20 protein-coding genes are annotated in these 24,194 nt (G+C 72.5%); 15 read left to right on the top strand and 5 right to left on the bottom strand.

Annotated features, from left to right (window positions below; translation table 11 throughout):
• Window positions 1-11: 11 nt before the first annotated feature.
• The 6 genes from SCNRRL3882_RS13685 to SCNRRL3882_RS13660 all read left to right on the top strand — a co-directional run bounded on the left by SCNRRL3882_RS13685 (window position 12) and on the right by SCNRRL3882_RS13660 (window position 10,783).
• Window positions 12-434: an MGMT family protein gene (locus tag SCNRRL3882_RS13685; RefSeq protein WP_010047678.1), complete on the top strand. Its 423-nt coding sequence runs from the start codon at window positions 12-14 to the stop codon at window positions 432-434.
• A gap of 339 nt (window positions 435-773) precedes the next feature.
• On the top strand, window positions 774-4,166 hold the full coding sequence (locus SCNRRL3882_RS13680) for an ATP-dependent helicase (RefSeq protein WP_102514793.1): 3,393 nt from the start codon (window positions 774-776) through the stop codon (window positions 4,164-4,166).
• Between the two features lie 91 nt (window positions 4,167-4,257).
• Entirely contained in the window at window positions 4,258-7,848 is a 3,591-nt protein-coding gene (locus SCNRRL3882_RS13675; RefSeq protein ID WP_162501113.1) for an ATP-dependent DNA helicase, read from the top strand.
• Window positions 7,849-7,858: 10 nt separating this feature from the next.
• Window positions 7,859-9,262 carry a dipeptidase gene (locus SCNRRL3882_RS13670; protein WP_010047671.1) on the top strand — a complete coding sequence of 468 codons (1,404 nt, stop codon included), beginning with the start codon at window positions 7,859-7,861 and terminating at the stop codon, window positions 9,260-9,262.
• Between the two features lie 155 nt (window positions 9,263-9,417).
• The gene (gene nudC / locus SCNRRL3882_RS13665; protein WP_010047669.1) at window positions 9,418-10,362 is read left to right on the top strand and encodes an NAD(+) diphosphatase; all 945 of its coding nucleotides are present in this window, start codon (window positions 9,418-9,420) and stop codon (window positions 10,360-10,362) included.
• A 31-nt stretch (window positions 10,363-10,393) separates the two neighbouring features.
• Complete coding sequence (locus SCNRRL3882_RS13660) at window positions 10,394-10,783, top strand: methyltransferase domain-containing protein (protein ID WP_086012601.1); 390 nt, start codon at window positions 10,394-10,396, stop codon at window positions 10,781-10,783.
• 40 nt (window positions 10,784-10,823) lie between these two features.
• On the opposite strand, the gene SCNRRL3882_RS13655 is transcribed toward SCNRRL3882_RS13660, so the two are convergent.
• Entirely contained in the window at window positions 10,824-11,066 is a 243-nt protein-coding gene (locus SCNRRL3882_RS13655; RefSeq protein ID WP_003992805.1) for a mycoredoxin, read from the bottom strand.
• A 182-nt stretch (window positions 11,067-11,248) separates the two neighbouring features.
• On the opposite strand from SCNRRL3882_RS13655, the gene SCNRRL3882_RS13650 reads away from it, so the two are divergent.
• The 5 genes from SCNRRL3882_RS13650 (at window position 11,249) to SCNRRL3882_RS13630 (ending at window position 15,155) form a co-directional block, all read left to right on the top strand.
• Complete coding sequence (locus SCNRRL3882_RS13650) at window positions 11,249-13,444, top strand: ATP-dependent DNA helicase UvrD2 (protein ID WP_173937248.1); 2,196 nt, start codon at window positions 11,249-11,251, stop codon at window positions 13,442-13,444.
• Window positions 13,445-13,608: 164 nt separating this feature from the next.
• Window positions 13,609-13,935, top strand: coding sequence for a hypothetical protein (locus tag SCNRRL3882_RS13645; RefSeq protein WP_078602984.1), 327 nt, complete (start codon window positions 13,609-13,611; stop codon window positions 13,933-13,935).
• 174 nt (window positions 13,936-14,109) lie between these two features.
• On the top strand, window positions 14,110-14,478 hold the full coding sequence (locus SCNRRL3882_RS13640; RefSeq protein WP_010047663.1) for a WhiB family transcriptional regulator: 369 nt from the start codon (window positions 14,110-14,112) through the stop codon (window positions 14,476-14,478).
• Window positions 14,475-14,798 carry a hypothetical protein gene (locus tag SCNRRL3882_RS13635; RefSeq protein ID WP_010047662.1) on the top strand — a complete coding sequence of 108 codons (324 nt, stop codon included), beginning with the start codon at window positions 14,475-14,477 and terminating at the stop codon, window positions 14,796-14,798. Before SCNRRL3882_RS13640 ends, SCNRRL3882_RS13635 begins: the two co-directional genes overlap by 4 nt.
• Window positions 14,799-14,936: 138 nt before the next feature.
• Entirely contained in the window at window positions 14,937-15,155 is a 219-nt protein-coding gene (locus SCNRRL3882_RS13630; RefSeq protein WP_078602983.1) for a hypothetical protein, read from the top strand.
• 36 nt (window positions 15,156-15,191) lie between these two features.
• Here the strand turns inward: SCNRRL3882_RS13630 and SCNRRL3882_RS13625 are convergent, their stop codons facing one another.
• Together SCNRRL3882_RS13625 and SCNRRL3882_RS13620 are read right to left on the bottom strand one after the other, a co-directional pair.
• A complete protein-coding gene (locus SCNRRL3882_RS13625; RefSeq protein ID WP_010047659.1) occupies window positions 15,192-16,562 on the bottom strand; it encodes an ABC1 kinase family protein in 1,371 nt (456 codons plus the stop codon).
• Window positions 16,555-17,769, bottom strand: a complete 1,215-nt coding sequence (locus tag SCNRRL3882_RS13620; protein WP_010047653.1) for a TOMM precursor leader peptide-binding protein — start codon at window positions 17,767-17,769, stop codon at window positions 16,555-16,557. Before SCNRRL3882_RS13620 ends, SCNRRL3882_RS13625 begins: the two co-directional genes overlap by 8 nt.
• A 254-nt stretch (window positions 17,770-18,023) precedes the next feature.
• Between SCNRRL3882_RS13620 and SCNRRL3882_RS13615 the strand changes: the two genes are divergently transcribed.
• From SCNRRL3882_RS13615 to SCNRRL3882_RS13600, 4 genes are all read left to right on the top strand, one after another.
• Window positions 18,024-18,632, top strand: a complete 609-nt coding sequence (locus tag SCNRRL3882_RS13615; RefSeq protein WP_010047651.1) for a M48 family metallopeptidase — start codon at window positions 18,024-18,026, stop codon at window positions 18,630-18,632.
• A gap of 183 nt (window positions 18,633-18,815) precedes the next feature.
• Complete coding sequence (locus SCNRRL3882_RS13610; protein WP_010047648.1) at window positions 18,816-20,588, top strand: TerD family protein; 1,773 nt, start codon at window positions 18,816-18,818, stop codon at window positions 20,586-20,588.
• Window positions 20,589-20,599: 11 nt separating this feature from the next.
• Window positions 20,600-21,280 (top strand): AIM24 family protein, encoded by a 681-nt coding sequence (locus SCNRRL3882_RS13605; protein WP_010047647.1) that lies wholly within the window; start codon window positions 20,600-20,602, stop codon window positions 21,278-21,280.
• Window positions 21,281-21,296: 16 nt separating this feature from the next.
• Window positions 21,297-22,052: an AIM24 family protein gene (locus tag SCNRRL3882_RS13600; protein ID WP_010047645.1), complete on the top strand. Its 756-nt coding sequence runs from the start codon at window positions 21,297-21,299 to the stop codon at window positions 22,050-22,052.
• Window positions 22,053-22,148: 96 nt separating this feature from the next.
• Here the strand turns inward: SCNRRL3882_RS13600 and SCNRRL3882_RS13595 are convergent, their stop codons facing one another.
• Both SCNRRL3882_RS13595 and SCNRRL3882_RS13590 read right to left on the bottom strand, forming a co-directional pair.
• Entirely contained in the window at window positions 22,149-22,676 is a 528-nt protein-coding gene (locus SCNRRL3882_RS13595; protein WP_010047643.1) for an NUDIX hydrolase, read from the bottom strand.
• Window positions 22,673-24,124, bottom strand: a complete 1,452-nt coding sequence (locus tag SCNRRL3882_RS13590) for a zinc-dependent metalloprotease (protein WP_010047641.1) — start codon at window positions 24,122-24,124, stop codon at window positions 22,673-22,675. Before SCNRRL3882_RS13590 ends, SCNRRL3882_RS13595 begins: the two co-directional genes overlap by 4 nt.
• Window positions 24,125-24,194 lie beyond the last annotated feature (70 nt).

The following is a 24,194-nucleotide window of genomic DNA, read 5'->3' as shown; positions in this document are numbered from 1 at the left end:
GGATGGGACGGATGAGCGAGGAGAGCCTTCCGCAGGACGCCGGCGCGCGGGACGCCCGCACGGGGTACGACGACACCCGTGAGGACCCCGGGGAAGCGCTGCCCGCGTACGCCGAGCGGGTCCTGGACGTCGCCGAACTGATCCCGCCGGGCCGTGTCATGACATACGGGGACGTCGCCGAGTGGCTGGAGGAGGGCGGTCCACGGCAGGTCGGCCGTGTGATGGCTCTCTACGGCGGAGCCGTTCCGTGGTGGCGGGTCGTCCGTGCGGACGGCGTCCTCCTGCCGGGGCACGAGCAGCGGGCGCTCGGCCACTACCGCGCGGAGGGCACGCCCCTGAAGGAGGCGAGCCGGGCCGCCGAGGGCCACCTGCCGCGCCTCGACATGAGACGGGCGCGCTGGGACGGCGGTGAACGCGCGGAGGGTCACACCTGACAGCTTCCGGCATCGGACGCCCTCCCGTGTGACCCCTGATCCGGACGGGGGAATCGGGACACTCCGCCGGCATGACGTACGTTCGTGAGGTGAGGGACATGAGTGCCAGGAGCGTCTGGAGTGCCTTGAGCGCCAGGAGAGCAATGTGCGGCCCGGGTGCCGTTGGGGCCGCGGTTGCCGTGGGCGACCTGAGTGGCTGGCGGGAAGAAGAGGAAGCCCTGCTTCCGCCTCGTCCGTCGGCGTAGCGTCGGCTGCACCCGTCCCCGTCACCCCCGCGGTCACCGCCCGCCACGCGCGGTGGCCCGCCAACCAGCACTTCCACCAGGACCGGCGAACCACGTGAGCTCCTCTTTCTCCACCAACGGCCTGTCGCACCCCCGGGTGCGGCGGGGGAGCCGTGGCGCTTACCGACTGGTACGTACCCCTCCTGACCGGCTGGACCCCCCTCGTTTGGACGCCTCGCAGCGCTCCGTGGTTGACCACACCACCGGCCCGCTGCTCGTTCTCGCAGGTCCGGGCACCGGCAAGACCACCACGCTCGTCGAGTCCGTGGCCGAGCGCATCGCCCGGGGCGCAGACCCCGAGCGCGTCCTCGTGCTCACCTTCAGCCGTAGGGCGGCCGTAGAACTGCGCGACCGCATGGCCCTGCGGAGCGGCGCGGCCCACGCCCCCCAGGCGACCACCTTCCACTCGTTCTGCTACGCCCTGGTCCGCGCCCACCAGGAGAACGACCTGTTCGTGGAGCCGCTGCGGCTGCTGTCCGGTCCCGAGCAGGACGTCTCGGTCCGGGAACTGCTCGCCGGCCAGGTGGACCTGGAGCGGCTCGGGCTCTCGCACGTGCGCTGGCCGGACGACCTGCGCGCCTGCCTGACCACCCGTGGTTTCGCCGACGAGGTCCGCGCGGTCCTCGCCCGCACGCGTGAACTGGGTCTCGGTCCGGACGCCCTGGACGCCTTCGCCCGCCGCTCGGGACGCCCCGACTGGCGCGCCGCCGCCGCCTTCCTCGCCGAGTACCTCGACGTGCTCGACCTCCAGGGCGTGATCGACTACGCGGAACTCGTCCACCGCGCGGTGCTCCTCGCCCGCCGGCCCGAGGTCGCCGCGGCGCTCGCCGCCCGCTACGACGCCGTCTACGTCGACGAGTACCAGGACACCGATCCCGCTCAGGTACGACTCCTGCACGCCCTGGCCGGCGGCGGTCGCACGCTCGTCGCGTTCGGTGACCCCGACCAGTCGATCTACGCGTTCCGCGGGGCGGACGTGAACGGCATCCTCGACTTCCCGCACGCCTTCCCGCGCGCGGACGGCCGCCCGGCCCCCGTCGCGGTGCTGCGCACCTCCCGCCGCTCCGGCGCCGCCCTGCTGGCCGCCACCCGGCTGCTGACCCAGCGCATGCCGCTGACCCGCCTGCCCGCCGAGAAGGTGCGCGCCCACCGAGAACTCGCGCCCGTACGGGACGGCGGCCGCGTCGAGGCGTACACGTACCCGACGCCCGGGACGGAGCTGGACAACATCGCCGACATCCTCCGCAGGGCCCACCTGGAGGACGGCGTCCCCTGGAGCGAGATGGCCGTCCTGGTGCGCGCCGGATCCCGCACCATCCCGACGGTCCGCCGCGCCCTCACGGCGGCGGGCGTACCCGTGGACGTGGACGGGGACGACGTGCCCCTGCGTCACGAACCGGCGGTGGCACCGCTGCTGACGGCGCTGCGGGCGGTGGCCGCCGCGGAGGCGACGGGGACCGATGGGGAGGCGACGGGGACCGATGGGGAGGCGACGGGGACCGATGGGGAGGCGGCTTCGGGGGAGGCCGAGGCCGCCGGAGGAGAGCCGGCTTCCGGGGAATCCGAGGAGAGTTCCTGGCTCGACACCGAGACCGCCCTCACTCTCCTCACCTCACCGCTCGCGAGCATGGACGCCGCCGATCTGCGCCGCCTCGGCCGTGCCCTGCGCGACGAGGAGCGGGCCGCGGGCAACCCGCTGCCGCCTCCCTCCGACGTGCTGCTCGCGCGGGCACTCGCCGAGCCGGAGCGCCTCGCCGTGCACGACCCCGCGTACGCGCGTGGCGCCCAGCGCCTCGGCGCGCTGCTGCGCAAGGCGCGGGAGCGGCTGGCGGGCGGCGGCAGTGCCGAGGAGGCGCTGTGGGACCTGTGGGAGGGCACGCCGTGGCCCACCCGGCTGGAGCGGGCCGCTCGCCGCGGCGGCGCGGCCGGGCGCAACGCCGACCGCGATCTGGACGCCGTCTGCGCACTCTTCGCGACCGCGGCCCGTGCCGAGGAGCGCACCGGCGGCCGGGGCGCCCTCAACTTCCTTGAGGAGATCGAGGCAGAGGACATCGCCGCCGACACCCTCACGCGCCGTGCCGTACGCCCCGACGCCGTCCGCCTGATGACCGCGCACCGCTCCAAGGGCCTGGAGTGGCGCCTCGTGGTCGTGGCGGGCGTCCAGGAGGGCCTGTGGCCGGATCTGCGCCGCCGCGGCTCCCTGCTGGAGGCCGACCGCATCGGCCGCGACGGACTCGCCGAACCCCTCACCCCCGGCGCGCTGCTCGCCGAGGAGCGCCGCCTGTTCTACGTGGCCGCCACGCGCGCGCGTGAACGCCTCGTCGTGACCGCGGTCAAGGCCCCGGCGGACGACGGCGACCAGCCCTCCCGCTTCCTGACCGAACTCGGCGTCGAACCCAAGGACGTCACCGGGCGCCCGCGCCGCCCGCTGTCCGTCGCCGCCCTCGTCGCCGAACTGCGTGCCACGACCGTCGACCCGCGCGTCTCCGACGCCCTCCGGGAGGCCGCCGCCCACCGCCTCGCCCGGCTCGCCGCCCTCGCCGACGAGGACGGCCGCCCCTTGGTGCCCTCCGCGCACCCCTACCGCTGGTGGGGCATGTTCGAGCCGACCGAGTCCAAGGTGCCGCTGCGCGACCGCGACCAGCCCGTCGTGCTCTCCGGCAGCGCCCTCGACCAGCTCGCCAACACCTGCGCCCTGCAGTGGTTCCTGGGCCGCGAGGTGAAGGCCGACGCGCCCGCGACCGCCGCCCAGGGCTTCGGCAACGTCGTGCACGTTCTCGCCGACGAGGTCGCCTCCGGGCACACCCCGGCCGATCTCTCCGTCCTCATGGAACGCCTCGACTCCGTGTGGAACGCCCTGGCCTTCGACGCGCCGTGGAAGTCGGACCAGGAGAAGGACAACGCGCGCGTGGCGCTCGAACGGTTCCTGAAGTGGCACGTCATGGACCGCACCGGGCGCACCCCGGTGGCCAGCGAGCACGACTTCGACGTCACCCTCGAAGCGGGCGACTACCAGGTGCGCATCCGCGGCCAGATGGACCGGGTGGAGGCGGACGGCGAGGGCCGTGCCTACGTGGTCGACTTCAAGACCGGCAAACAGGCACCCACCGGCAAGGAGGTGGAGCGCCACCCGCAGCTCGCCGTCTACCAGCTGGCCGTCCGCGAAGGCGCCGTCGACGACCTGTTCGACGGTGTGCGCCCCCAGCCGGGCGGCGCGGAACTGGTCCATCTGCGCCAGGGCGCCGCCCAGCGCGACGGCGGCGAGACCCTGCCCAAGGTGCAGGCCCAGGAGCCGCTGGAGGGGGAGTGGGTCGGTGACCTGCTGGCCACCGCGGCCGGCAAGGTCCTCGACGAGCGCTTCACACCGACCGCCGGCCAGCACTGCGCGCACTGCGCGTTCCGGGCCTCGTGCAGCGCGCGGCAGGAGGGCCGCCATGTCGTCGAGTGATCTATCGCACCAGGTGCGCTGACCTGCGCTTCCTTCGCCCGGGCAGCCGATCCGGCCGCCGCTGTCAGTGGCCGCCGCTAGCCTCTCTGACGTGCCCGCCCGTATCACTGATCCCGAGCAGCTCAAGGAGCTCCTCGGCATCCCGTTCACCCCTGAGCAGACGGCCTGCATCACCGCGCCGCCCGCCCCGCAGGTGATCGTGGCGGGAGCCGGCTCGGGCAAGACGACGGTGATGGCGGCACGCGTGGTGTGGCTGGTCGGCACCGGCCAGGTCGCCCCCGAGCAGGTGCTCGGCCTCACCTTCACCAACAAGGCCGCCGCCGAACTCGCCGAGCGCGTCCGCAAGGCGCTGGTCAAGGCCGGCGTCACCGACCCGGACGCCATCGACCCGGACAACCCGCCGGGCGAGCCGGTGATCTCCACGTACCACGCCTTCGCGGGCCGCCTGCTCACCGACCACGGCCTGCGCATCGGTCTGGAGCCCACGTCCCGGCTGCTCGCCGACGCGACCCGGTTCCAGCTCGCCGCGCGCGTGCTGCGGGAGGCCCCGGGCAGCTACCCGGCCCTGACCCGGTCCTTCCCGGATCTGGTCGGCGACCTCCTCGCCCTCGACGCCGAGCTCGCCGAGCACCTCGTCCGCCCGGAAGCGCTGCGCGCCTACGACGCCGAACTGCTGCTGACCCTGCGCGGCGCCAAGCTCACCAACGCCGATCTGCGCAAGGTGCCCGAAGCGGCCGCCGCCCGCCGCGAACTGGCCGAACTGGTCACCCGGTACCGGGCCGCCAAGCGCGAGCGGGACCTGCTCGACTTCGGCGACCAGATCGCCCTGTCGGCCCGGCTCGCGAAGATCCCCGAAGTGGGCCGCGCGCTGCGCGACGAGTTCCGGGTGGTCCTGCTCGACGAGTACCAGGACACGTCGGTCGCCCAACGCGTCCTCCTGGCCGGCCTGTTCGGCGAGGGCACCGGTCACCCCGTCACCGCCGTCGGCGACCCCTGCCAGGCCATCTACGGCTGGCGCGGCGCCTCAGTCGCCAACCTGGACGACTTCCCCGAGCACTTCGCCCACGCCGACGGCCGCCCGGCGACCCGGCAGGCGCTCAGCGAGAACCGCCGCAGCGGCGGCCGTCTCCTCGACCTCGCGAACGGCCTCGCGGAGCCCCTGCGGGCCCTGCACGCGGGCGTGGAGGCCCTGCGCCCGGCCCCCGGCGCCGAACGCGACGGCATGGTCCGCTGCGCCCTGCTGCGCACCCACGCCGAGGAGATCGACTGGGCCGCCGACTCCGTCGCCCACCTCGTACGGACCGGGACGGCACCCGGCGAGATCGCCGTCCTGTGCCGCACGGCGACCGATTTCGCCGAGATCCAGGGCGCCCTGGTCGCCCGGGACATCCCGGTCGAGGTCGTCGGCCTGTCCGGACTGCTGCACCTGCCCGAGATCGCCGACCTCGTCGCCGTCTGCGAGGTCCTCCAGGACCCCGGCGCCAACGCCTCCCTGGTGCGCCTGCTGACCGGTCCCCGCTGGCGTATCGGCCCGCGCGACCTCGCCCTGCTGGGGCGGCGTGCCCGGCTCCTCGTGTCGCACGCGCGCGTGGAGGGCGGCGACGACCCGGACCGCCGCCTCGCCGAGGCCGTCGAGGGAGTCGACCCGGCCGAGGTGATCTCGCTCGCGGACGCCCTCGACACGTTCCTGGAGACGCCGCTGGACGGCCACGGGGACGACGACGGGCTGCCCTTCTCCTCCGACGCGCGCGTGCGCTTCGCCCGCCTGGCCACCGAGCTGCGCGAGCTGCGCCGCTCCCTGGCCGACCCGCTGATGGACGTCCTGCACCGCGTCCTCGCCGTCACCGGCCTGGAGGTCGAGCTGTCGGCGTCCCCGCACGCCCTGGCCGCGCGCCGCCGCGAGACCCTCTCCAACTTCCTGGACGTCGCCGCCTCGTTCGCCGCCGGCGACAACGAGGCCAGCCTGCTCGCCTTCCTCGGCTTCCTGCGCACCGCCGCCCAGTACGAGAAGGGCCTCGACAACGCCCTCCCCGGCGGCGAGAACACCGTCAAGGTGCTCACCGCCCACAAGTCCAAGGGCCTGGAATGGGACGTCGTGGTCGTCCCCGGGCTGGTCACCGGCACCTTCCCCAGCAGCCAGGGCCGCGAGAAGTGGACCTCCCAGGGCAAGGTCCTGCCGCACGGGCTGCGCGGCGACGCCGACACCCTGCCCGACGTGGAGTCCTGGGACGCCAGGGGCCTGAGAGCCTTCCACGAGGCCATGAAGGACCACCAGCACACCGAGGAACTCCGCCTCGGCTACGTCACCTTCACGCGCCCGCGCTCCCTGCTCCTGGGCTCCGGCCACTGGTGGGGACCCACCCAGAAGAAGCGCCGCGGACCGTCCGCGTTCCTCCAGGCGCTCTACGACCACTGCGCGGCCGGTTACGGCGAGATCGAGGCCTGGGCGGACGAACCCGCCGAGGACGAGGAGAACCCGGCCCTGCACCAGGCCACCGCCGACCAGGTCTGGCCCCTGCCCCTGGACGAGACGGCCCTGGCCCGCCGCCGCGCGGCCGCCGCGACCGTCCTGGCGCACCTGGAGGCCCTCGCGTCCCACGAGGACGGGCACTCCACGGCCGTGCATGACCCGGACAGGGCCGACGACCCGGAGTGGCCGCCGCCTCCGGAGGACGACGAACCTCCGTACGACGAACCGGACCCTTTCGCGGACGTCCCCTTCGACGACGCGGTCTCCGCAGCCGGCCCCTTCGGCGACGCCCGGTCCGCAGCCGGCCCCTTCGGCGACGACGCCCTCGCGGAGGACCCGGCCGACTGGGACGACTGGCCGGTGGACCGCCCCACGATCCCCCACCAGGCGCCGCCGCCGGAGCCCCCAGCCGCGCGCACCCCCCACCAAAGGGCCCCCGAACAGCCCCGCCTCACCCCGGAGGAAGCCCGCACCGTCGCCTCCTGGGACCGCGACCTCGACGCCCTCACCGGCGAGCTCCTGCGCGCCCGTGACGACGTCACGGAAGTCCGCCTCCCGGCGTCGCTCACGGCGTCGCAGCTGCTGCGCCTGGCCGCCGACCCGGACGGATTCGCCCAGGAACTGGCCCGCCCCATGCCCCGCCCGCCCCAGCCCGCCGCCCGCCGCGGCACCCGCTTCCACGCCTGGGTCGAGGCCCGCTTCGAAGAGCTCACCCTGCCCATGCTGGAGCCCGAGGAACTGCCCGGCAGCGAGGCCGAGATCGCCGACGAACGGGACCTGGAGGCCCTCAAGGACGCCTTCGAGCGCACCGAGTACGCCCACCGCACGCCCTATCGCGTGGAGGCCCCCTTCCAGCTAGCGATCGCCGGCCGTGTCGTACGGGGCCGCATCGACGCCGTCTACAAGGAGGGCGACGGAGAGGACGCGACGTACGAGATCGTCGACTGGAAGACGAACCGCTCCCGCACCGCGGACCCGCTCCAGCTCGCCGTCTACCGCCTCGCCTGGGCCGAGCAGCAGGGTGTGCCCCCGGAGTCGGTCACAGCCGCGTTCCTGTACGTGCGCAGCGGGGAGGTCGTACGCCCGGACCGGCTGCCGGACCGGGCGGCGCTGGAGCGGCTGCTGCTGGAGGAGCCGCCCGGTGAGGAGTCCACGTCAGGTGAGGGGCCCGGTGAGGAACCGCACTCCGAGGACGTCAGTGCGGGCCGATAGGCTCGTGACCATGAGCCAGACCCCGGACAGTGTCGTCCGTACGTACATCGAGCAGCACCGCGCCGCCTTCCTCGACGACCTCGCCGAGTGGCTGCGCATCCCGTCGGTGTCGGCCCAGCCGGACCACGCGCCCGACGTACGACGCAGCGCCGACTGGCTCGCCGCCAAGCTGAAGGAGACCGGGTTCCCGACGGCCGAGGTCTGGCAGACCCCGGGCGCGCCCGCCGTCTTCGCCGAGTGGCCCTGTGACGACCCGCAGGCGCCCACGGTGCTGGTCTACGGCCACCACGACGTACAGCCCGCCGCCCGCGAGGACGGCTGGGACAGCGAGCCCTTCGAGCCGGTGGTCCGCGAGAACCGCCTCTACGCGCGCGGGGCGGCCGACGACAAGGGCCAGGTGTTCTTCCACACCCTCGGCATCCGCGCCCACCTCGCCGCCACCGGCCGCACCACCCCGGCGGTGCACCTGAAGCTGTTGATCGAGGGCGAGGAGGAGTCCGGCTCGCCGCACTTCCGGGCCCTCGTCGAGCAGCACGCCGAGCGGCTCGCCGCCGACGCCGTGATCGTCTCCGACACCGGCATGTGGTCCGAGGACACCCCCACGGTGTGCACCGGCATGCGCGGCCTCGCCGAGTGCGAGATACGCCTGCACGGCCCCGACCAGGACATCCACTCCGGCTCCTTCGGCGGCGCGGTGCCCAACCCGGCGACCGCCGCCGCCCGGCTGGTCGCCGCCCTGCACGACGAACACGCCCGCGTGGCGATCCCGGGCTTCTACGACGGCGTGATCGAACTCACCGACCGCGAGCGGGAACTCTTCGCCGAACTGCCCTTCGACGAGCGGCAGTGGCTGCGCGCGGCCAAGTCGCACGCCACCCAGGGTGAGGCCGGGTACAGCACCCTGGAGCGCGTCTGGGCCCGCCCGACCGCGGAGGTCAACGGCATCGGAGGCGGCTACCAGGGCCCCGGCAGCAAGACCATCGTGCCGTCCTCCGCCATGGTGAAGCTGTCCTTCCGGCTGGTGGCGGGCCAGGACCCCGACCACGTGGAGAAGGCCGTCCGCGCCTGGGCCGAGCAGCAGGTGCCCGCCGGGATCCGCTGCGAGATCACGTTCAGCGGGGCCACACGCCCGTGCCTGACGCCGCTGGACCACCCGGCCCTGAAGTCGGTCGCCCGTGCGATGGGCCGGGCCTTCGGGAAGCCGGTCCGCTTCACGCGCGAGGGCGGCTCCGGACCGGCGGCGGACCTCCAGGACGTGCTCGGCGTACCGGTGCTCTTCCTCGGCATCTCCGTCCCGTCCGACGGCTGGCACGCCCCGAACGAGAAGGTGGAACTCGACCTGCTCCTCAAGGGCGTCGAGACCACCGCGTACCTGTGGGGCGATCTCGCCGAGCACTGGCGCCATGCGCCCTGAGCGTCCTGTGCCGTCCGGACCGGCGGCGCGCGCGGGGCACACTGGAAGGGCCGCCCCGCATCGCGCCACCTCGCCGGACCCGGTCGCCTCCCGCCGTACGTCCCGCTGATCAGCCCGCCGAACCCGACCGTCCCACCGGGGAGTTGGAAGCACCCGTGACCACCTGGACCGACCAGAACGCCGACCGACCCATCTCGCTCACCGCACCGAGCGGCATCGACCGGGCCGCGCACCACCGGCTCGACGAGGCCTGGCTCGCGGCGGCGTGGAGCCACCCCTCCACGCGCTGTTTCGTGGTCTCCGGCGGCCAGGTCCTCATCGACGAGACGGCGGACGGGCGCACCGAACTCGTCATGACGCCCTCCTTCGAGGCCCCCCTCACCGAGGCCCACCGCTACTTCCTCGGCATCGACGAGGACGGCGTGAGCTACTTCGCCCTCCAGAAGGACTCGCTGCCCGGGCGCATGGACCAGTCCGCGCGGCCGGCGGGGCTGCGCGAGGCGGGCCTGCTCCTGTCGGCCCGTGACGTGGGCCTGATGGTGCACGCGGTCGGGCTGGAGAACTGGCAGCGCACCCACCGTTTCTGCTCGCGCTGCGGCGAGCGCACCGTCATCGCCGCGGCCGGCCACATCCGCCGCTGCCAGGCCTGTGGCGCGGAGCACTACCCGCGTACGGACCCGGCAGTGATCATGGCCGTGACCGATGAGGACGACCGCATCCTGCTCGGCCGCCAGGTGCACTGGCCCGAGGGCCGCTTCTCGACGCTCGCCGGTTTCGTCGAGCCCGGCGAGGCCATCGAACAGTCGGTGCGCCGCGAGGTCCACGAGGAGGTCGGCATCACCGTCGGCCAGGTCGAGTACGTCGCCAGCCAGCCCTGGCCCTTCCCCTCCAGCCTCATGCTGGGCTTCCTGGCCCGCGCCACCTCGACGGAGATCGACGTCGACGGCGACGAGATCCACGAGGCCCGCTGGTTCTCGCGCGACGAACTGCGCGCCGCCTTCGAGTCCGGCGAGGTGCTCCCGCCGTACGGCATCTCGATCGCGGCCCGCCTGATCGAGCTCTGGTACGGCAAGCCCCTCCCGACGAGAAGCGCCGCCTGACGGCGCTGCCCCGGACGGTTGCGGCAAGGCCCTGGACGCGGGCTGCGGCGACGGCCTGCTCACCCGCAAGCCCGCAGCACGCGCGGCATCCGTCACCGGCGTGGACCGCTCGCCGGCGATGATCGGACTCGCCCGCGGGTACGCGCACGTGCCCGTACTCGGAGGCGGACTTCCTCGCCGACGGGTCCCTGCCCGACGGCGCGTACGACCTCGTCAGCGCGGTCGCCGTGGTCCACCACGCGCCGTTCGAGGAGGCGGCGACTGGGTGGTCAGCGCGTGCGGCGTTCCCGCGAGCATGCTGTACGCACGGCTGAACGGCGCAAGAGAGGCCCGGCCGGCATGCCCATGCTGCGTCTGGCGCCGCACGCTGCTGTGGCGCTACGTCGTGGTGTGGGACAGACCACGAGAAGGCGGCCCCTGAGCTGCCTCAGGAGCCGCCTTCCCCGCACAACCGCCGGCGACTACGCGCCGATCTTCTGCTTCACCTGAGCCAGCGACGGGTTGGTGAGGGTGGAGCCGTCCGGGAACAGAACGGTGGGCACCGTCTGGTTTCCGCCATTCGCCTTCTCCACGAACGCGGCGGACTCCGGGTCCTGCTCGATGTTGATCTCGGTGTAAGCGATGCCCTCGCGGTCCATCTGGCTCTTCAGCCGACGGCAGTAACCGCACCAGGTGGTGCTGTACATCGTGACAGTGCCCAGCATGTCTGTCGTGCTCCTTCGGTGGCTCGGGGGCGGGTGCTCGCAGTGGTGGAACGTATGTGAAAGGTCCACCATTCCCCGCCCCGCCCCCGCCGCACGTGACGCCTGCCGCATTCGTACGACTATCAGTGCCTGCCTGTGGACAACCGGCACAGCCGTTTCGCGCGACCTGGCAGCATGGCTGTGTGACAGCAGCAACGCATTCCACCCTGTTCCCGCAGGTACCGGACTCCGCCGACGCGGTGCTCGACGGGCTCGATCCCGAGCAGCGCGAGGTGGCCACGGCCCTGCACGGTCCGGTGTGCGTCCTGGCGGGTGCCGGCACGGGCAAGACCCGGGCGATCACCCACCGCATCGCCTACGGAGTGCGCGCCGGTCTCCTCCAGCCCTCCAGCGTGCTCGCCGTCACCTTCACCAACCGCGCCGCCGGGGAGATGCGGGGCCGGCTGCGCCAGCTCGGCGCCGCCGGCGTCCAGGCGCGCACGTTCCACTCGGCGGCTCTGCGCCAGCTCCAGTACTTCTGGCCGAAAGCGATCGGCGGCTCCATGCCCCGGCTCGTCGACCGCAAGATCCAGCTCGTGGCGGATGCGGCCGCCGCCTGCCGCATCCGCCTCGACCGTGGCGAGCTGCGGGACGTCACCGCAGAGATCGAGTGGTCCAAGGTCACCCAGACCGTCCCGGCCGACTACGCGCCCGCCGCCGCCAAGGCCGGCCGCGAGACCCCCCGCGACCCCGCCGAGATCGCCCAGCTCTACGCCGCCTACGAGGACGTCAAGCGCGAGCGCTCCGTCATCGACTTCGAGGACGTGCTGCTGCTGACCGTGGCCGTCCTCCAGGACCGGCACGACATCGCCGAGCAGGTCCGCGCCCAGTACCAGCACTTCGTCGTGGACGAGTACCAGGACGTCAGCCCCCTCCAGCAGCGCCTGCTGGAACTGTGGCTGGGCGACCGGGACAGCCTGTGCGTCGTCGGCGACGCCAGCCAGACGATCTACTCGTTCACGGGAGCGACACCGGACCATCTGCTCGACTTCCGCACCCGCCACCCCGGCGCCACGGTCGTCAAGCTGGTCCGCGACTACCGCTCCACCCCCCAGGTCGTCCACCTCGCCAACGGCCTGCTCGCCCAGGCGAAGGGCCGCGCCGCCGACCACCGCCTGGAGCTCGTCTCCCAGCGCGCCCCGGGGCCCGAGCCGGTCTACACCGAGTACACGGACGAACCCGCCGAGGCGGAGGGCGCGGCCCGGCGCATCCGCGAGCTCATCGACGCGGGGGTCCCGGCCGCCGAGATCGCCGTCCTCTTCCGGACGAACGCGCAGTCCGAGACCTACGAGCAGGCCCTCGCCGACGTCGGAGTGCCCTACCAGCTGCGCGGCGCCGAGCGGTTCTTCGACCGCCCGGAGGTGCGCAAGGCCAGCGTCGCCCTGCGTGGCGCGGCCCGCTTCGGCGGCAACGACTCCCTGCTGGACGACGCCGTCGACCTGCCCTCCCAGGTACGCGCCGTGCTGTCGGGGGAGGGCTGGACACCGCGGCCACCGGCCGGCTCGGGCGCCGTGAGGGAACGCTGGGAGTCCCTGGCCGCCCTGGTGAACCTCGCCCAGGACTTCGGCACCGCCAAACCCGGCGCGACCCTGACGGACCTCGTCGCCGAGCTCGACGAACGGGCGAACGCCCAGCACGCCCCCACCGTGCAGGGCGTCACCCTCGCCTCCCTGCACTCGGCCAAGGGCCTGGAGTGGGACGTCGTCTTCCTGGTCGGTGTCGCCGAGGGCATGATGCCGATCACCTACGCCAAGACCGACGAACAGATCGAGGAGGAGCGCCGCCTCCTGTACGTCGGCGTCACCCGCGCGCGGGAACGCCTCCACCTCTCCTGGGCCCTCTCCCGTTCCCCCGGAGGCCGCGCCAACCGCCGCCCCAGCCGCTTCCTCGACGGGCTGCGCCCTGGTTCGACGGCCACCACGGCCCGTACCGCCGCCGGCAGTACGGGCGGCATCGAGCGCGGAATTCCCGGAACCAGGGGTTCCGCCCCGAGACGAGTCCAGCGAACGCCCGCCCGCTGCCGAGTCTGCGGCCGCACGCTCACCGACGCGGGCGAGATGAAGCTGATGCGCTGCGACGACTGCCCCTCCGACATGAACGAGGGTCTCTACGAGCAACTGCGCGAGTGGCGCGCCGACCAGGCGCGACGCAGTGGCCAGCCCGCCTTCTGCGTCTTCACCGACAGGACCCTGATGGCCATCGCCGAGACCGCGCCCGACGACGAGCACGAGCTGGCGCGCATCCCGGGCGTGGGGATGCGCAAGCTCAATCGCTACGGAGCCGACGTACTGGCCATCTGTGCAGGCCAGTACGCCGGAGGAGACACGGATCAGGACTGACACGAACTCGTCGAAAAAATAGTTTGCGCATGCCCCAGCAATCCCCATAGGTTCTTAGGCACGAGAGCAGCGGCCTTCTCGGAGGCCCTGATTCCGTGTTGTACTTGCATATCCGCAGGACTGGTTCACCCAGTCCCCCGAGACGCCGAGAGGAGGCGAGTCCAGTGATCAGCATCAACACCAGCTCCGTCAGCATCGTGAAAATGACCGATCGCTCGGCCGTCTCCGCGTGCATGCTCGGCGTTTCGAACCTGGGCACCGGTCTGTCCGGCATTCGTGCCGCGCGTCCGGCGTCCTCCTCCGTTGCTCCCGCGGGCCTTCCCGTCCGTGAGCGCAATGAGCGACCGACCAAGGCACTGGAAGCGGCAGTAGTGGCACAGGCGCAGGCCTATGCCTTTGCGGCGACCGGTGCCGGATTCCGGAAGCAGACGACGCAGCACCACCAGATGTGGGCCTTCCGTGGGCCAGAACCCTGGAGTGATCCAGCCTGATCGCCGATCAGGCCGGCGCCTTCAGGGCCGCGGAACCCCATCCGGGATCCGCGGCCCTTCTGTTTGTCCCTGAACAGGGACGACGGACCGAAGGAGCCTCGGGACAAGAAAAGAACCCGGTACCAGCCGCCCCCCGGCCAACAGGCCGGAACGACCAGACGAGGAAGACGAACCGTGCAACTCGAAGCGCACGCCCCGTCCGTACCGCCTTCCGAAACGATCCCCAAGCCCGGCTCCACGGAGGACTCCGCCTTGACCCCGCTCACCGCGCTCACCGCGCTCGACGACGCCATCGAGAACCTCGGCGTACCCGTCCCGTGCCGTTCCTACGACCCGGAGGTCTTCTTCGCCGAGTCGCCCGCGGACGTCGAGTACGCCAAGTCCCTCTGCCGCACCTGCCCGTTGGTCGAGGCCTGCCTCGCCGGCGCCAAGGAGCGGCGTGAGCCCTGGGGCGTCTGGGGTGGCGAGCTGTTCGTCCAGGGTGTCGTCGTCGCCCGGAAGCGGCCGCGTGGCCGCCCGCGCAAGAACCCGGTCACGGCATGAACACCGCAGGAACGATCGACCGTCCCCTCACGCACGACCCCCAGAAGCAGGCCCCGATGAAGCCGTCCACTTACGAGCCCGCCGGCTCCGCGACCCAAGACTTCACCACCACCGGCGCGAAGGACTCGCGTCAGAACAGGACCCGAGAGATGCAACTCATCCCAGAAGCCATGGCTCGCGCGCATATGCGCGAGCGACTGCAAGAGGCGGAGCGGGAACGCCCGGCCGTGCGCCTGGCGACCGCCCGCCGGATGCAGCGCAGGGCGGAGCGCGCCTCACGGCGTGCCCGCCGGGCGCTGGCCATGGCGGTCATGCAGTAACCGACCTCACCTGAAGCGGTGGCCTCCCGACCCCGGGAGGCCGAGCTCTCCCCGCGGGGGCCGGTCCGTGCCGAACGGACCGGCCCCCGCGGTGCGTTGTGCACCGTGGACGATCGGGTACGGCGATATCGTCGCCGTGTGACGAGTCCTCCCGGAAGCGGTGACGATGGCTCCGCCGCGGAGCCTCAGCCGTTCGTGTGCGACCGCTGCGGCACGTCGGCCGGCACCCTGGCCGACGGCCCACCACTCACGTGGACCCACTCCGTCGAGAACGGCGTCCGCCGCTACTTCTGCGAGACCTGCTCCCGGGAGAACCTCAGGTCGATCGAGGGACGCCTGGACTCGGACTGGTGGTGAGGCGCGGCACCGGTCACCCGTGGCGTCCGCTGAGGCTCACGCCTCCGCCACCGACGCCTCGCCGTCCGCCGGGTCCTCCGGGACGAACCCCGGCAGCCACTCCTCCAACTCCTCGCGCAGCCGCACCGTCGCCCCCAGCTGGCACAGCACGCCGATCGTGCTCAGCGTCACCCGATGGATCAGCAGATACGACGGGGGCAGGTTGAGCTGCTTGCCCAGCTGGTAGGCGGGGGAGCGCGGGTCCGCGATGCGGGCCGCCTGGCTGCGCATCCAGCCGCGCGTGAACGTGAACTCCTCGACCTCGGCCGGTTCGATGATCGGCAGCAGATAGTCCAGGACCGCGTCGGGATCCAGTTCTATGGTCTCCTTCACGAACCCCTCCGCGCACAGGAGCTCGTAGACCGCCTCGGCCTCCCCGTCGAGGGTCATCCGCAGGGATTCGCCGATGGTGGCCGGCAGACCGCCCGGGAGACGGTCGACCGTGCCGAAGTCCAGGACACCCAGGCGCCAGTCGTCCTCACCCTCCGGGCCGCCGGGCAGCAGCCGGAAGTTGCCCGGGTGCGGGTCGGCGTGCAGCAGGCCGGTGCGGGCGGGGCCGGAGAACAGGAAGCGGGCCAGGAGCTGACCGGCCCGGTCGCGCTGCTCCTGGGAGCCGTCCGCGATGATCTCCGACAGCGGGATGCCGTCCATCCACTCCGTGATCAGGACCTGGTCGGACTGGTGCACCACCTGCGGCACGATCACGTCCGGGTCGTCCGTGAACTCCTCGGCGTGGGCCTGCTGGGCCTGGGCCTCCAGGCCGTAGTCCAGCTCCTCCGAGACGCGGTCCTTCAGCTCCGTGATCAGCGGCTTGATGTCCATGCCGGGGATCAGCGGGCCGAGCAGGCGGGAGAAGCGGCTCAGCTGGTTCAGATCCGACAGCAGGGCCTCGCCGGCGCCCGGGTACTGCACCTTGACCGCTACCTCGCGGCCGTCATGCCACACCCCTCGGTGCACCTGGCCGATCGAGGCCGCCGCGGCGGGCTTGTCCTCGAACTCCAGGAACAGCTCGTGCCAGCCCTCGCCCAGCCGCTCCTCGAGCACCGCGTGCACGGTGCGCGTCGGCATCGGCGGCGCAGCCTCCTGGAGCTTGGTCAGCGCCGCCCGGTAGGGGCCGGCCACCTCTTCGGGCAGTGCCGACTCGAAGACGGACAGGGCCTGGCCGAACTTCATCGCGCCGCCCTTGAGCTCGCCCAGCACCTTGAACAGCTGGTCGGCCGTGCGCTGTTGGAGTTCGCGGCCGACGAGCTCCGCTGACTCGCCGACGATCCGCTTGCCGAATCCCCAGGTCGCCCGCCCGGCGATGCCGAGCGGGAGCGCGGCGAGCTTGGCGGTCCGGGTGACCGCCTTCCGGGGAAGATCAGACATGCGCCCTCCAAGTCCCAGCCGGCCGCTTCGCCGCTGCCTTACGGCACTGCGCCGACGGCCGTTGCACCGCCATTGTCTCGTGTGACTCCCCATCCTCCGAGGGGTGCTCCCTCTTTCCTCTCTCCGCCGTCCCGCACGGGCATGCCGGATGCGCCCGGACCGGCCGCGCATGCCAGTGGAGACCGGGCACGGTGACCTCCCAGCGCGCCCCGGCGCTCGACGGAACCCGGCCGTCCAGGAAGGTGAGCGCGTGGGCGGCGGCCAGTCCGGCCACAGTAGTGGCCAGCGTCAGGTCGCAGGGCCGCACCTGCCGCTGCCCGCCGGAGCGCCACTGGGCGACCAGACGCGGCCAGGCCGGATCCCGGTCCGTACGGCTCTCGTGCAGACACCCCGCGCAGCCCGTCTCCCCGGGCAGGACGAGCGGGCCGACCACCCCGGTCCCCTCCACGACCCCGGCGTACAGATGGGGTGTCCCGGAGGACATCAGGGGTTCGGCGGCCGACGGGTCGGGCGCGTGCACGGCGACATCGTCGCGTGGGGCGACGATCACCAGCGAGAAGCCCGGGTCGCCTTCCGCCGGGGATGTCCGGGCTGCCGTGCGGCGCGGCGGCCGGTCCGGGGCCGCGCGGCGCACGGCCCGGCGGGCCGACTCGTCCCTGCGGTCGCCGACGGCCTCCGCGGGGAGCCCGCCCGGAGCGACGTCCCAGGGCTCCACACGGCCGCCGTCGCGCACGTCGACCTCGCCCACACCCGCCCCCGACAGCAGCGACGCCAGCACGGCACCCACCCGGCCCGCGCCCCGCACCTGCACGCGCTGCGAGCGCCGGGCGGCCAGATGCCGCATCGCGTCGCCCGGGTCGGAGGTGGTCAGGGACAGGGACGCAAGGTCGGGACGCAGCCGGTCGAGGGCCTCCTTCTTCCGCCGCAGGGCGTCGGCGGCCGGCCCGCCGCCCCGTGCATCGTCGAGGAGCCCGGCCCGGGCGAGCCGCCGCACCAGCCCGTCGACATGGCCGTCGGGCAGATCCATCCGGCGTCCCTCCTCGCGCAGCAGCTCCAGCCCCCGAGTGCCGTTCAGCAGATCGAGGAAGCTGCCCGTCGCCAGGTCCATCGGGCCGAGCGTCATCGCATGCGCCGGGGTCATCCCGAACTGCACGGTGTTGAGGTCGCGCCAGCCGCGCCTGAGCGCGGGTTTCACCATCGGATGCATGACAGGCCCCCCGTATGCCATAGATCGTCCCCGTATGCCGCGCGTCGAACCCGGTCACGGCCGGCCTGGTCCCGGGCCGGGCCTGTCCGTCGCTTCGCCGACAAGAGCCAGCATGCCCAAACCCGTCGCCGGCTGCAGAAAGTTGTCCACAGGCACGGGCATTCGTCGTACAAATCCGGCGGCCGGCGGGGGGCCTCGACATCGAACCCTCTCGGAGCCGGGACTTCCCCGGGTACAGCGGGTAACGTCGGGGCGTGCCCGCCGACCCACTGCACCGCGCCGGAAAGCCACAGCGCAGCACGACGAGCCAGCCGCCGAGCGGCTCGGGGGCGAGCGCGATCGAGGTCCGCAGGAGCGCCCGCCGACGCAGAACGGTCTCCGCGTACCGCGAGGGCGATCGCACCGTCGTGCTCATCCCCGCCCGGATGTCCGAGGCCGAGGAGCAGCGCTGGGTGAACGTCATGCTCGACAAGCTGGCCGCCCAGGAGAGCAAGCGGGCCTTCGGCGACGCCGAGCTGGCCGAGCGGGCACGACGCCTTTCGGACCAGTACTTCGGCGGGCGGGCCCGGCCCGCTTCGGTGCGCTGGGTGACCAACCAGAACACGCGCTGGGGATCCTGCACCCCGTCCGAGGGCAGCATCCGCCTGTCCCACCGCCTCCAGGGCATGCCCGAGTACGTCGTCGACTACGTCCTCGTCCACGAACTCGCCCATCTGCTCGTCCCCGGACACGGCCCCCGCTTCTGGGAGTTGCTGGAGGCCTATCCGCGCACGGAGCGTGCCCGGGGCTACCTCGAAGGCGTCGTCGCGGCCGAGCGGTTGCCCCATGTGCCCGGTGCGCGGGGTGAGCGTCCCGAGGGCTGAGTGACCCGTGGGCGGAGCACCCGCGGTGAGCTCCGGGGTAAGTGACCGCTTTCCGCGAGAGAGCAGCCGATACGGCCGGGCACGGGTTCTGTACCGGGTCTGTACCGACTTCGTCCGGTGTCCGAGTTTGCCGTTAGCCTGGCGCGACGCAATCACGTTCTGGATGGGGGACGGTCGTTACGCATGGCCAGGGAATTCCAACGCGGCCACAAGGCCAGGATCAGTGACCTCACAGCGGGCACGGATCTGTACGTAGGCGTGCAGATCTCCGGCCCCGGACTGAGCTTCGACATCAGCTGCTTCGGCCTCGACGCCGACGAACGGCTCTCGGACGACCGGTACTTCGTCTTCTACAACCAGCCGAAGTCCCCCGAGGAGTCCATTCAGCTCCTGGGCGCCCAGGCGGGCGATACGGAGTCCTTCCGGGTCACGCTCGACCGGATCCCGCCGCAGATCCAGAAGCTGTCCTTCACGGCGACGATCGACGGCGCCGGTCAGATGTCGCAGATCGCCCCCGGCTACATCCGCATCGTCGCGGGCGGCGAGGAGGTGGCCCGCTACCCCTTCAACGGCTCGGAGTTCTCCACCGAACGGGCCGTGATGCTCGGCGACTTCTACCTGAAGGACGTCTGGCGGTTCGCCGCCGTCGGGCAGGGCTTCGACGGCGGTCTCGACGCGCTGCTGAAGAACTTCGGCGGCGAGGTGGCCGAGGAGGAGACGCCCGCGCCGCCCGCGCCCGCCGCGCAGCAGCCGCAGGCCGGCGCCGCCCCGGGCTTCGCACCGCCCGCGTTCGGCGTCCCCGGCACCCCTGAACCCGCCCCGGCTCCCGCACCAGCAGCGCCCCCGGCCCCCGCTCCGGCTCCCCAGCCCGCCGCGCAGGGCTTCGCGCCCCCGCCCGGCGCCACTCCGCCTCCGGCCCCGGCCCCGGCGCCCGCACCCCAGGTGCACGCCGCCCCGACCATCGTCGCGCCCATGAACACCCCGCCCGGCGGCTCCCCGGTGCCGCCCCCGCCCCCGGCCCCGGCCCCGGCCCCGGCGCCGTACGGCCAGCCGGGCCAGCAGCAGCCGCCGTACGGCCAGGTCCCCGGCCAGACCGCCCCGCCGCCCCCCGGCTACGGCCAGCCCCAGGCAGCGCCTCAGGCACCCCATGCCCCGGCCCCGCCCCCGGGATACGGCCAGCCCACACCGCCCCCGGGCTACGGCCAGCAGCCGCCCTTCGGGCAGCAGCCAGGGCAAGCCCCCTACGGAGCGCCGCAGGGCGCGCCTCAAGGAGCTCCCCAGGGAGCACCGCAGGGCGCCGGTGTCGCCGCCGCGCTCCAGAAGTTCAAGGAGACCCCCACCGGGCAGCGCTGGACGCAGCAGAACAAGAAGCTCGTCCGCGTCGACCTCGGCATCGGCGGGCAGCCCGTGCTGGCCCGGCAGGGCAGCATGGTGCTCTACCAGGGCAAGGTCGACTTCAGTTACAAGGGCGCCGGATTCGCCGGCCGGATCGTGGGCAACGCGACCGGCCAGGAGATGCAGCTGATGCGCTGTACCGGCCAGGGACAGGTGTTCCTCGCCGAGGACTCCACGATGCTGCACCCCATCGAGCTCCAGGGTGACGGCATCTGCGTCTCCGCCGAGAACGTCCTCGCCTTCGACGAGAGCCTCCAGTACGAGGTGCGCCGCATCGAGGGGCACGGCATCCCCGGGGGTGCGCTGTTCACGATGCAGTTCACGGGCACCGGCACGATCGTCGTGAAGACCCACGGCACGCCCGTGGTCCTGCCGGTCACGCCCACCACGTTCGCCGACTGCAACGCCGTGGTCGCCTGGTCGGCCGCCGCCCAGGTGGTCGTCTCCAGCCAGGTGCGGATGCGCCGCAACGCCTACCCGGGTGACACCGGGGAGAGCGTCAACCTCCAGTTCCGGGGAGCGCCCGGGAACTTCATCGTCGTCCAGCCGTACGAGGTCTGAGGGAGCCCGTCATGACACAGCAGCTCGCGGGCCACGCCCCCGCACCCGTCACCGCCCGCATGGAGAACCACGGCAACCACATGCTGAAGGTCGCCATGCAGACCGGGAACGACCTCCTCGCGCGCGTGGGGTCGATGGTCGCCTACGAGGGGTTCGTGCAGTACGAGCCCAACCCGCCGGCCGTGCGCCAGATCGCGAAGGACTGGATGACCGGCGAGGGCGCACCCCTGATGAAGTGCTCCGGTGACGGCCTGCTCTACCTCTCCGACTACGGGGCGAACGTCGTCGTGATCAACCTCAACGGCGACGGCATCTCCGTCAACGCCACCAACCTGCTCGCCTTCGACGCCCACCTCACGTGGGGCGTCGAGCGGGTCAAGAGCCTGGCGAAGTTCGCCGGACAGGGCCTGTGGAACACCAGGATCTCCGGGCAGGGCTGGGTGGCGCTGACCTCCCGGGGCAAGCCCATCGTCGTCGACTGCGGAGGCGGCGAGGACGAGACGTACGTCGACCCCGACGCCCTGGTCGCCTGGTCCCCGAACCTCAAGGTGAAGGGCAAGCGCAGCTTCCGGGCACAGTCGCTGATCGGCCGCGGCAGCGGCGAGGCCTACCAGATGGCCTTCTCCGGTCAGGGCATCGTCGTCGTCCAGCCCAGCGAGGACAGCACCGACCGCCTCCGGGTCCGGGGCTGAGGGGGAGCAACACGCCATGCAGAGCCCGATTTTCGCCTACAACGAGCAGCAGACCCAGGACCGCTGGAGTCTGCAGAACAAGCAGATGCTGCGCGTCGCCCTGGAGGGCCACGACGACATCCTGGCCCGCAAGGGCACCATGGTCGCCTACCAGGGCCTCGTCGAGTTCGACGCCGAGTACCAGAGCAACAACCAGGCACGCTCGCGTGCGCACACCGGTGAGGGACTCGACCTGATGCGCTGCCACGGGCAGGGCACGGTCTACCTCGCCAACCTCAAGCAGCACGTCCACGTCATGGAGGTGGAGCAGGACGGCCTCACCGTCGACAGCAGCTATGTGCTGGCGATGGACTCATCCCTGCACCACGAGGTCATCGCCGTCGACAGCCTCTACGGCATCTCCGGCTCCGGGAAGTACCAGCTCAACATCACCGGTCGGGGCAAGATCGCCCTGATGACCTCGGGCATGCCGCTGCTGATGCAGGTGACGCCCGACAAGTACGTCAACTGCGACGCCGACGCGATCGTCGCCTGGTCGACGAGCCTGCGGGTGCAGATGCAGGCCCAGACGCACTCCTCCGGGGTGTGGCGGCGCCGCGGCAGCACCGGCGAGGGCTGGGAGCTGAGCTTCATGGGCACCGGCTTCGCGCTCGTGCAGCCCAGCGAGCTGCTGCCGCCGCAGAACGCCCAGATCGGCTCGGGCCTCGCCGCGCAGTACGGCATGGGCCAGCAGGGAGCACGCGGGCAGAACCAGGGCAACGTCTGGAACTGAGCAACCACGGACCGGACAAGGCGTAAGGGGCGACCGCCCATGCGGTCGCCCCTTACGCCTGTCAGGTCACGAGCCTCACACCTGTCGCCTCCAGGCTCAGGCCGTGAGCCTCGCGCGTGTCGCCTCCAGCAGGCGGACGACCGACTCGTCGGCCACCTCCGCCACCTCGTCGTACCCGAACCAGCGCACGTCGAGCGACTCGTCGCTGATCGCGTGCGCGGCGTCCCGGGGCGCCAGGACCGCGTACTGGACGTCGAAGTGGCAGTGGCACGGCGGCGGGATCGGGTGCCGGTCCAGGCGTACCGGGCCGCCCGGCAGCAGCGAGAGCCCGGAGACACCGGACTCCTCCGTCGCCTCACGCAGGGCCGTGGCCGCCAGGGAGCTGTCGCCCGGCTCGCAGTGGCCGCCCATCTGGAGCCACTTCCGGAGCTTTCTGTGCAGCGTCAGCAGAACCCGCCCGGCCTCGGGGTCGATCACCAGGGCGCTCGCCGTGATGTGGCCCGCGTGGCAGGCCTTCCAGAGGCCGTCCGGGTGTTCCGCCAGATGGTCGAGGTAGGCCTGGCGCAGCTCCGTCTGGTCCTCGTACTCCTTGAGCACGAGGACCGCGTCGTCGTACAGGCTCACTCTGCGTCGTCGCCCTTGTTCTCGCCCTCGCCCTCGTCCTTCTTCTTCAGGTCGGGCTTGTCCGCCGCCTCGCCGAGCATCTTGTCCAGCTCGGAGAAGTCGATCTGCTCGCGGTGCACGAAGCCGTCCGGGTCGTCCAGGTCGGTGGCCGTCGGCAGCATGTCCGGGTGGTGCCACAGGGCGTCCCGGCCGTCGACACCGCGGGCGTCGGTGAGCGAGGCCCACAGCCGGGAGGCGTCACGCAGGCGGCGCGGGCGCAGCTCCAGGCCGATCAGCGTGGCGAACGTCTGCTCCGCCGGGCCGCCCGAGGCGCGGCGGCGGCGCAGCGTCTCGCGCAGGGCGTCGGCGGACGACAGACGGGGCTTCGCGGCGGCGTGGACCACGGCGTCGACCCAGCCCTCCACGAGCGCCAGAGCCGTCTCCAGACGCGCCAGGGCGGCCTTCTGCTCAGGCGTGTCCTCGGGCTGGAACATGCCCTGCTGGAGGGCTTCCTGGAGCTGCTCGGGGTTCTGCGGGTCGAACTGGCCGACGACGTCCTCGAGCTTGGCCGTGTCGACCTTGATCCCGCGGGCGTAGCCGTCGACCGCGCCGAACAGATGCGAGCGCAGCCACGGCACGTGCGCGAAGAGCCGCTGGTGGGCGGCCTCGCGCAGGGCGAGATACAGCCGCACCTCCTCCTGGGGGACGCTCAGGTCCTTGCCGAACGTCTCGATGTTCACCGGCAGCAGCGCCGCCTTGCCGGCCGGGCCCAGCGGCAGGCCGATGTCGGACGAGCCGACGACCTCGCCGGCGAGCACGCCGACGGCCTGCCCGATCTGCGTACCGAACATGGCACCGCCCATCGAGCGCATCATGCCGATCAGCGGGCCGGCCATGGCCTGCATCTCCTCCGGCAGGACGTCGCCCATGGCGGTGCCGACGCGCTCGGCGACCGGGTCGACGAGCTCCTTCCAGGCGGGCAGGGTCGCCTCGACCCACTCGGCGCGGCTCCAGGCCACGGCCGAGCCGGCACCGGACGGCAGCGACGTGGCGTCGTCGAGCCACAGGTCGGCGAGGCGGACGGCCTCCTCGACGGCCTTGCGCTCGGCGGGGCCGACGCTGGTGTCCTTGGTGCCGTCGGGACTGCCCTGGGAGACCGTCTGGCGGGCGATCTGCTTGGCCATGTCCCAGTTCACCGGCCCGCCCTCGTAGGAGAGCATCTGGCCCAGCTGCTGGAACGCGGCGCCCAGGTCGTTGGGGTTCAGGGAGCCGAACATGGCTGCGAACGGATTGTCCGCACCGGGGCCGCCGGGGCCGCCGCCGAATCCTCCGGCTCCGGGCAGGCCGCCGAAACCGAACGGATTGGCCGGTCCCTGACCACCACCGCTCTGCTGGTCCTTCTTCTTGCCCTCGTCGCCGTCGTCCGGCTCCTCCGGCGGAAGGCCGAATCCGAATGGGGTGTCACTCACGGGATTCCTCGGCTGGTAGGGCCGCCGGTTCTTTCCGGCGGCGCGGCTGCCCGACAACACCACCCAGCGT

This window comes from Streptomyces chartreusis NRRL 3882 (assembly GCF_900236475.1).
In the GTDB taxonomy this organism is placed as follows: Bacteria; Actinomycetota; Actinomycetes; order Streptomycetales; family Streptomycetaceae; genus Streptomyces; species Streptomyces chartreusis_D.
The sequence above is the reverse complement of the archived record's forward strand: the minus strand, read 5'-3'. Positions and strand labels throughout refer to the sequence as shown.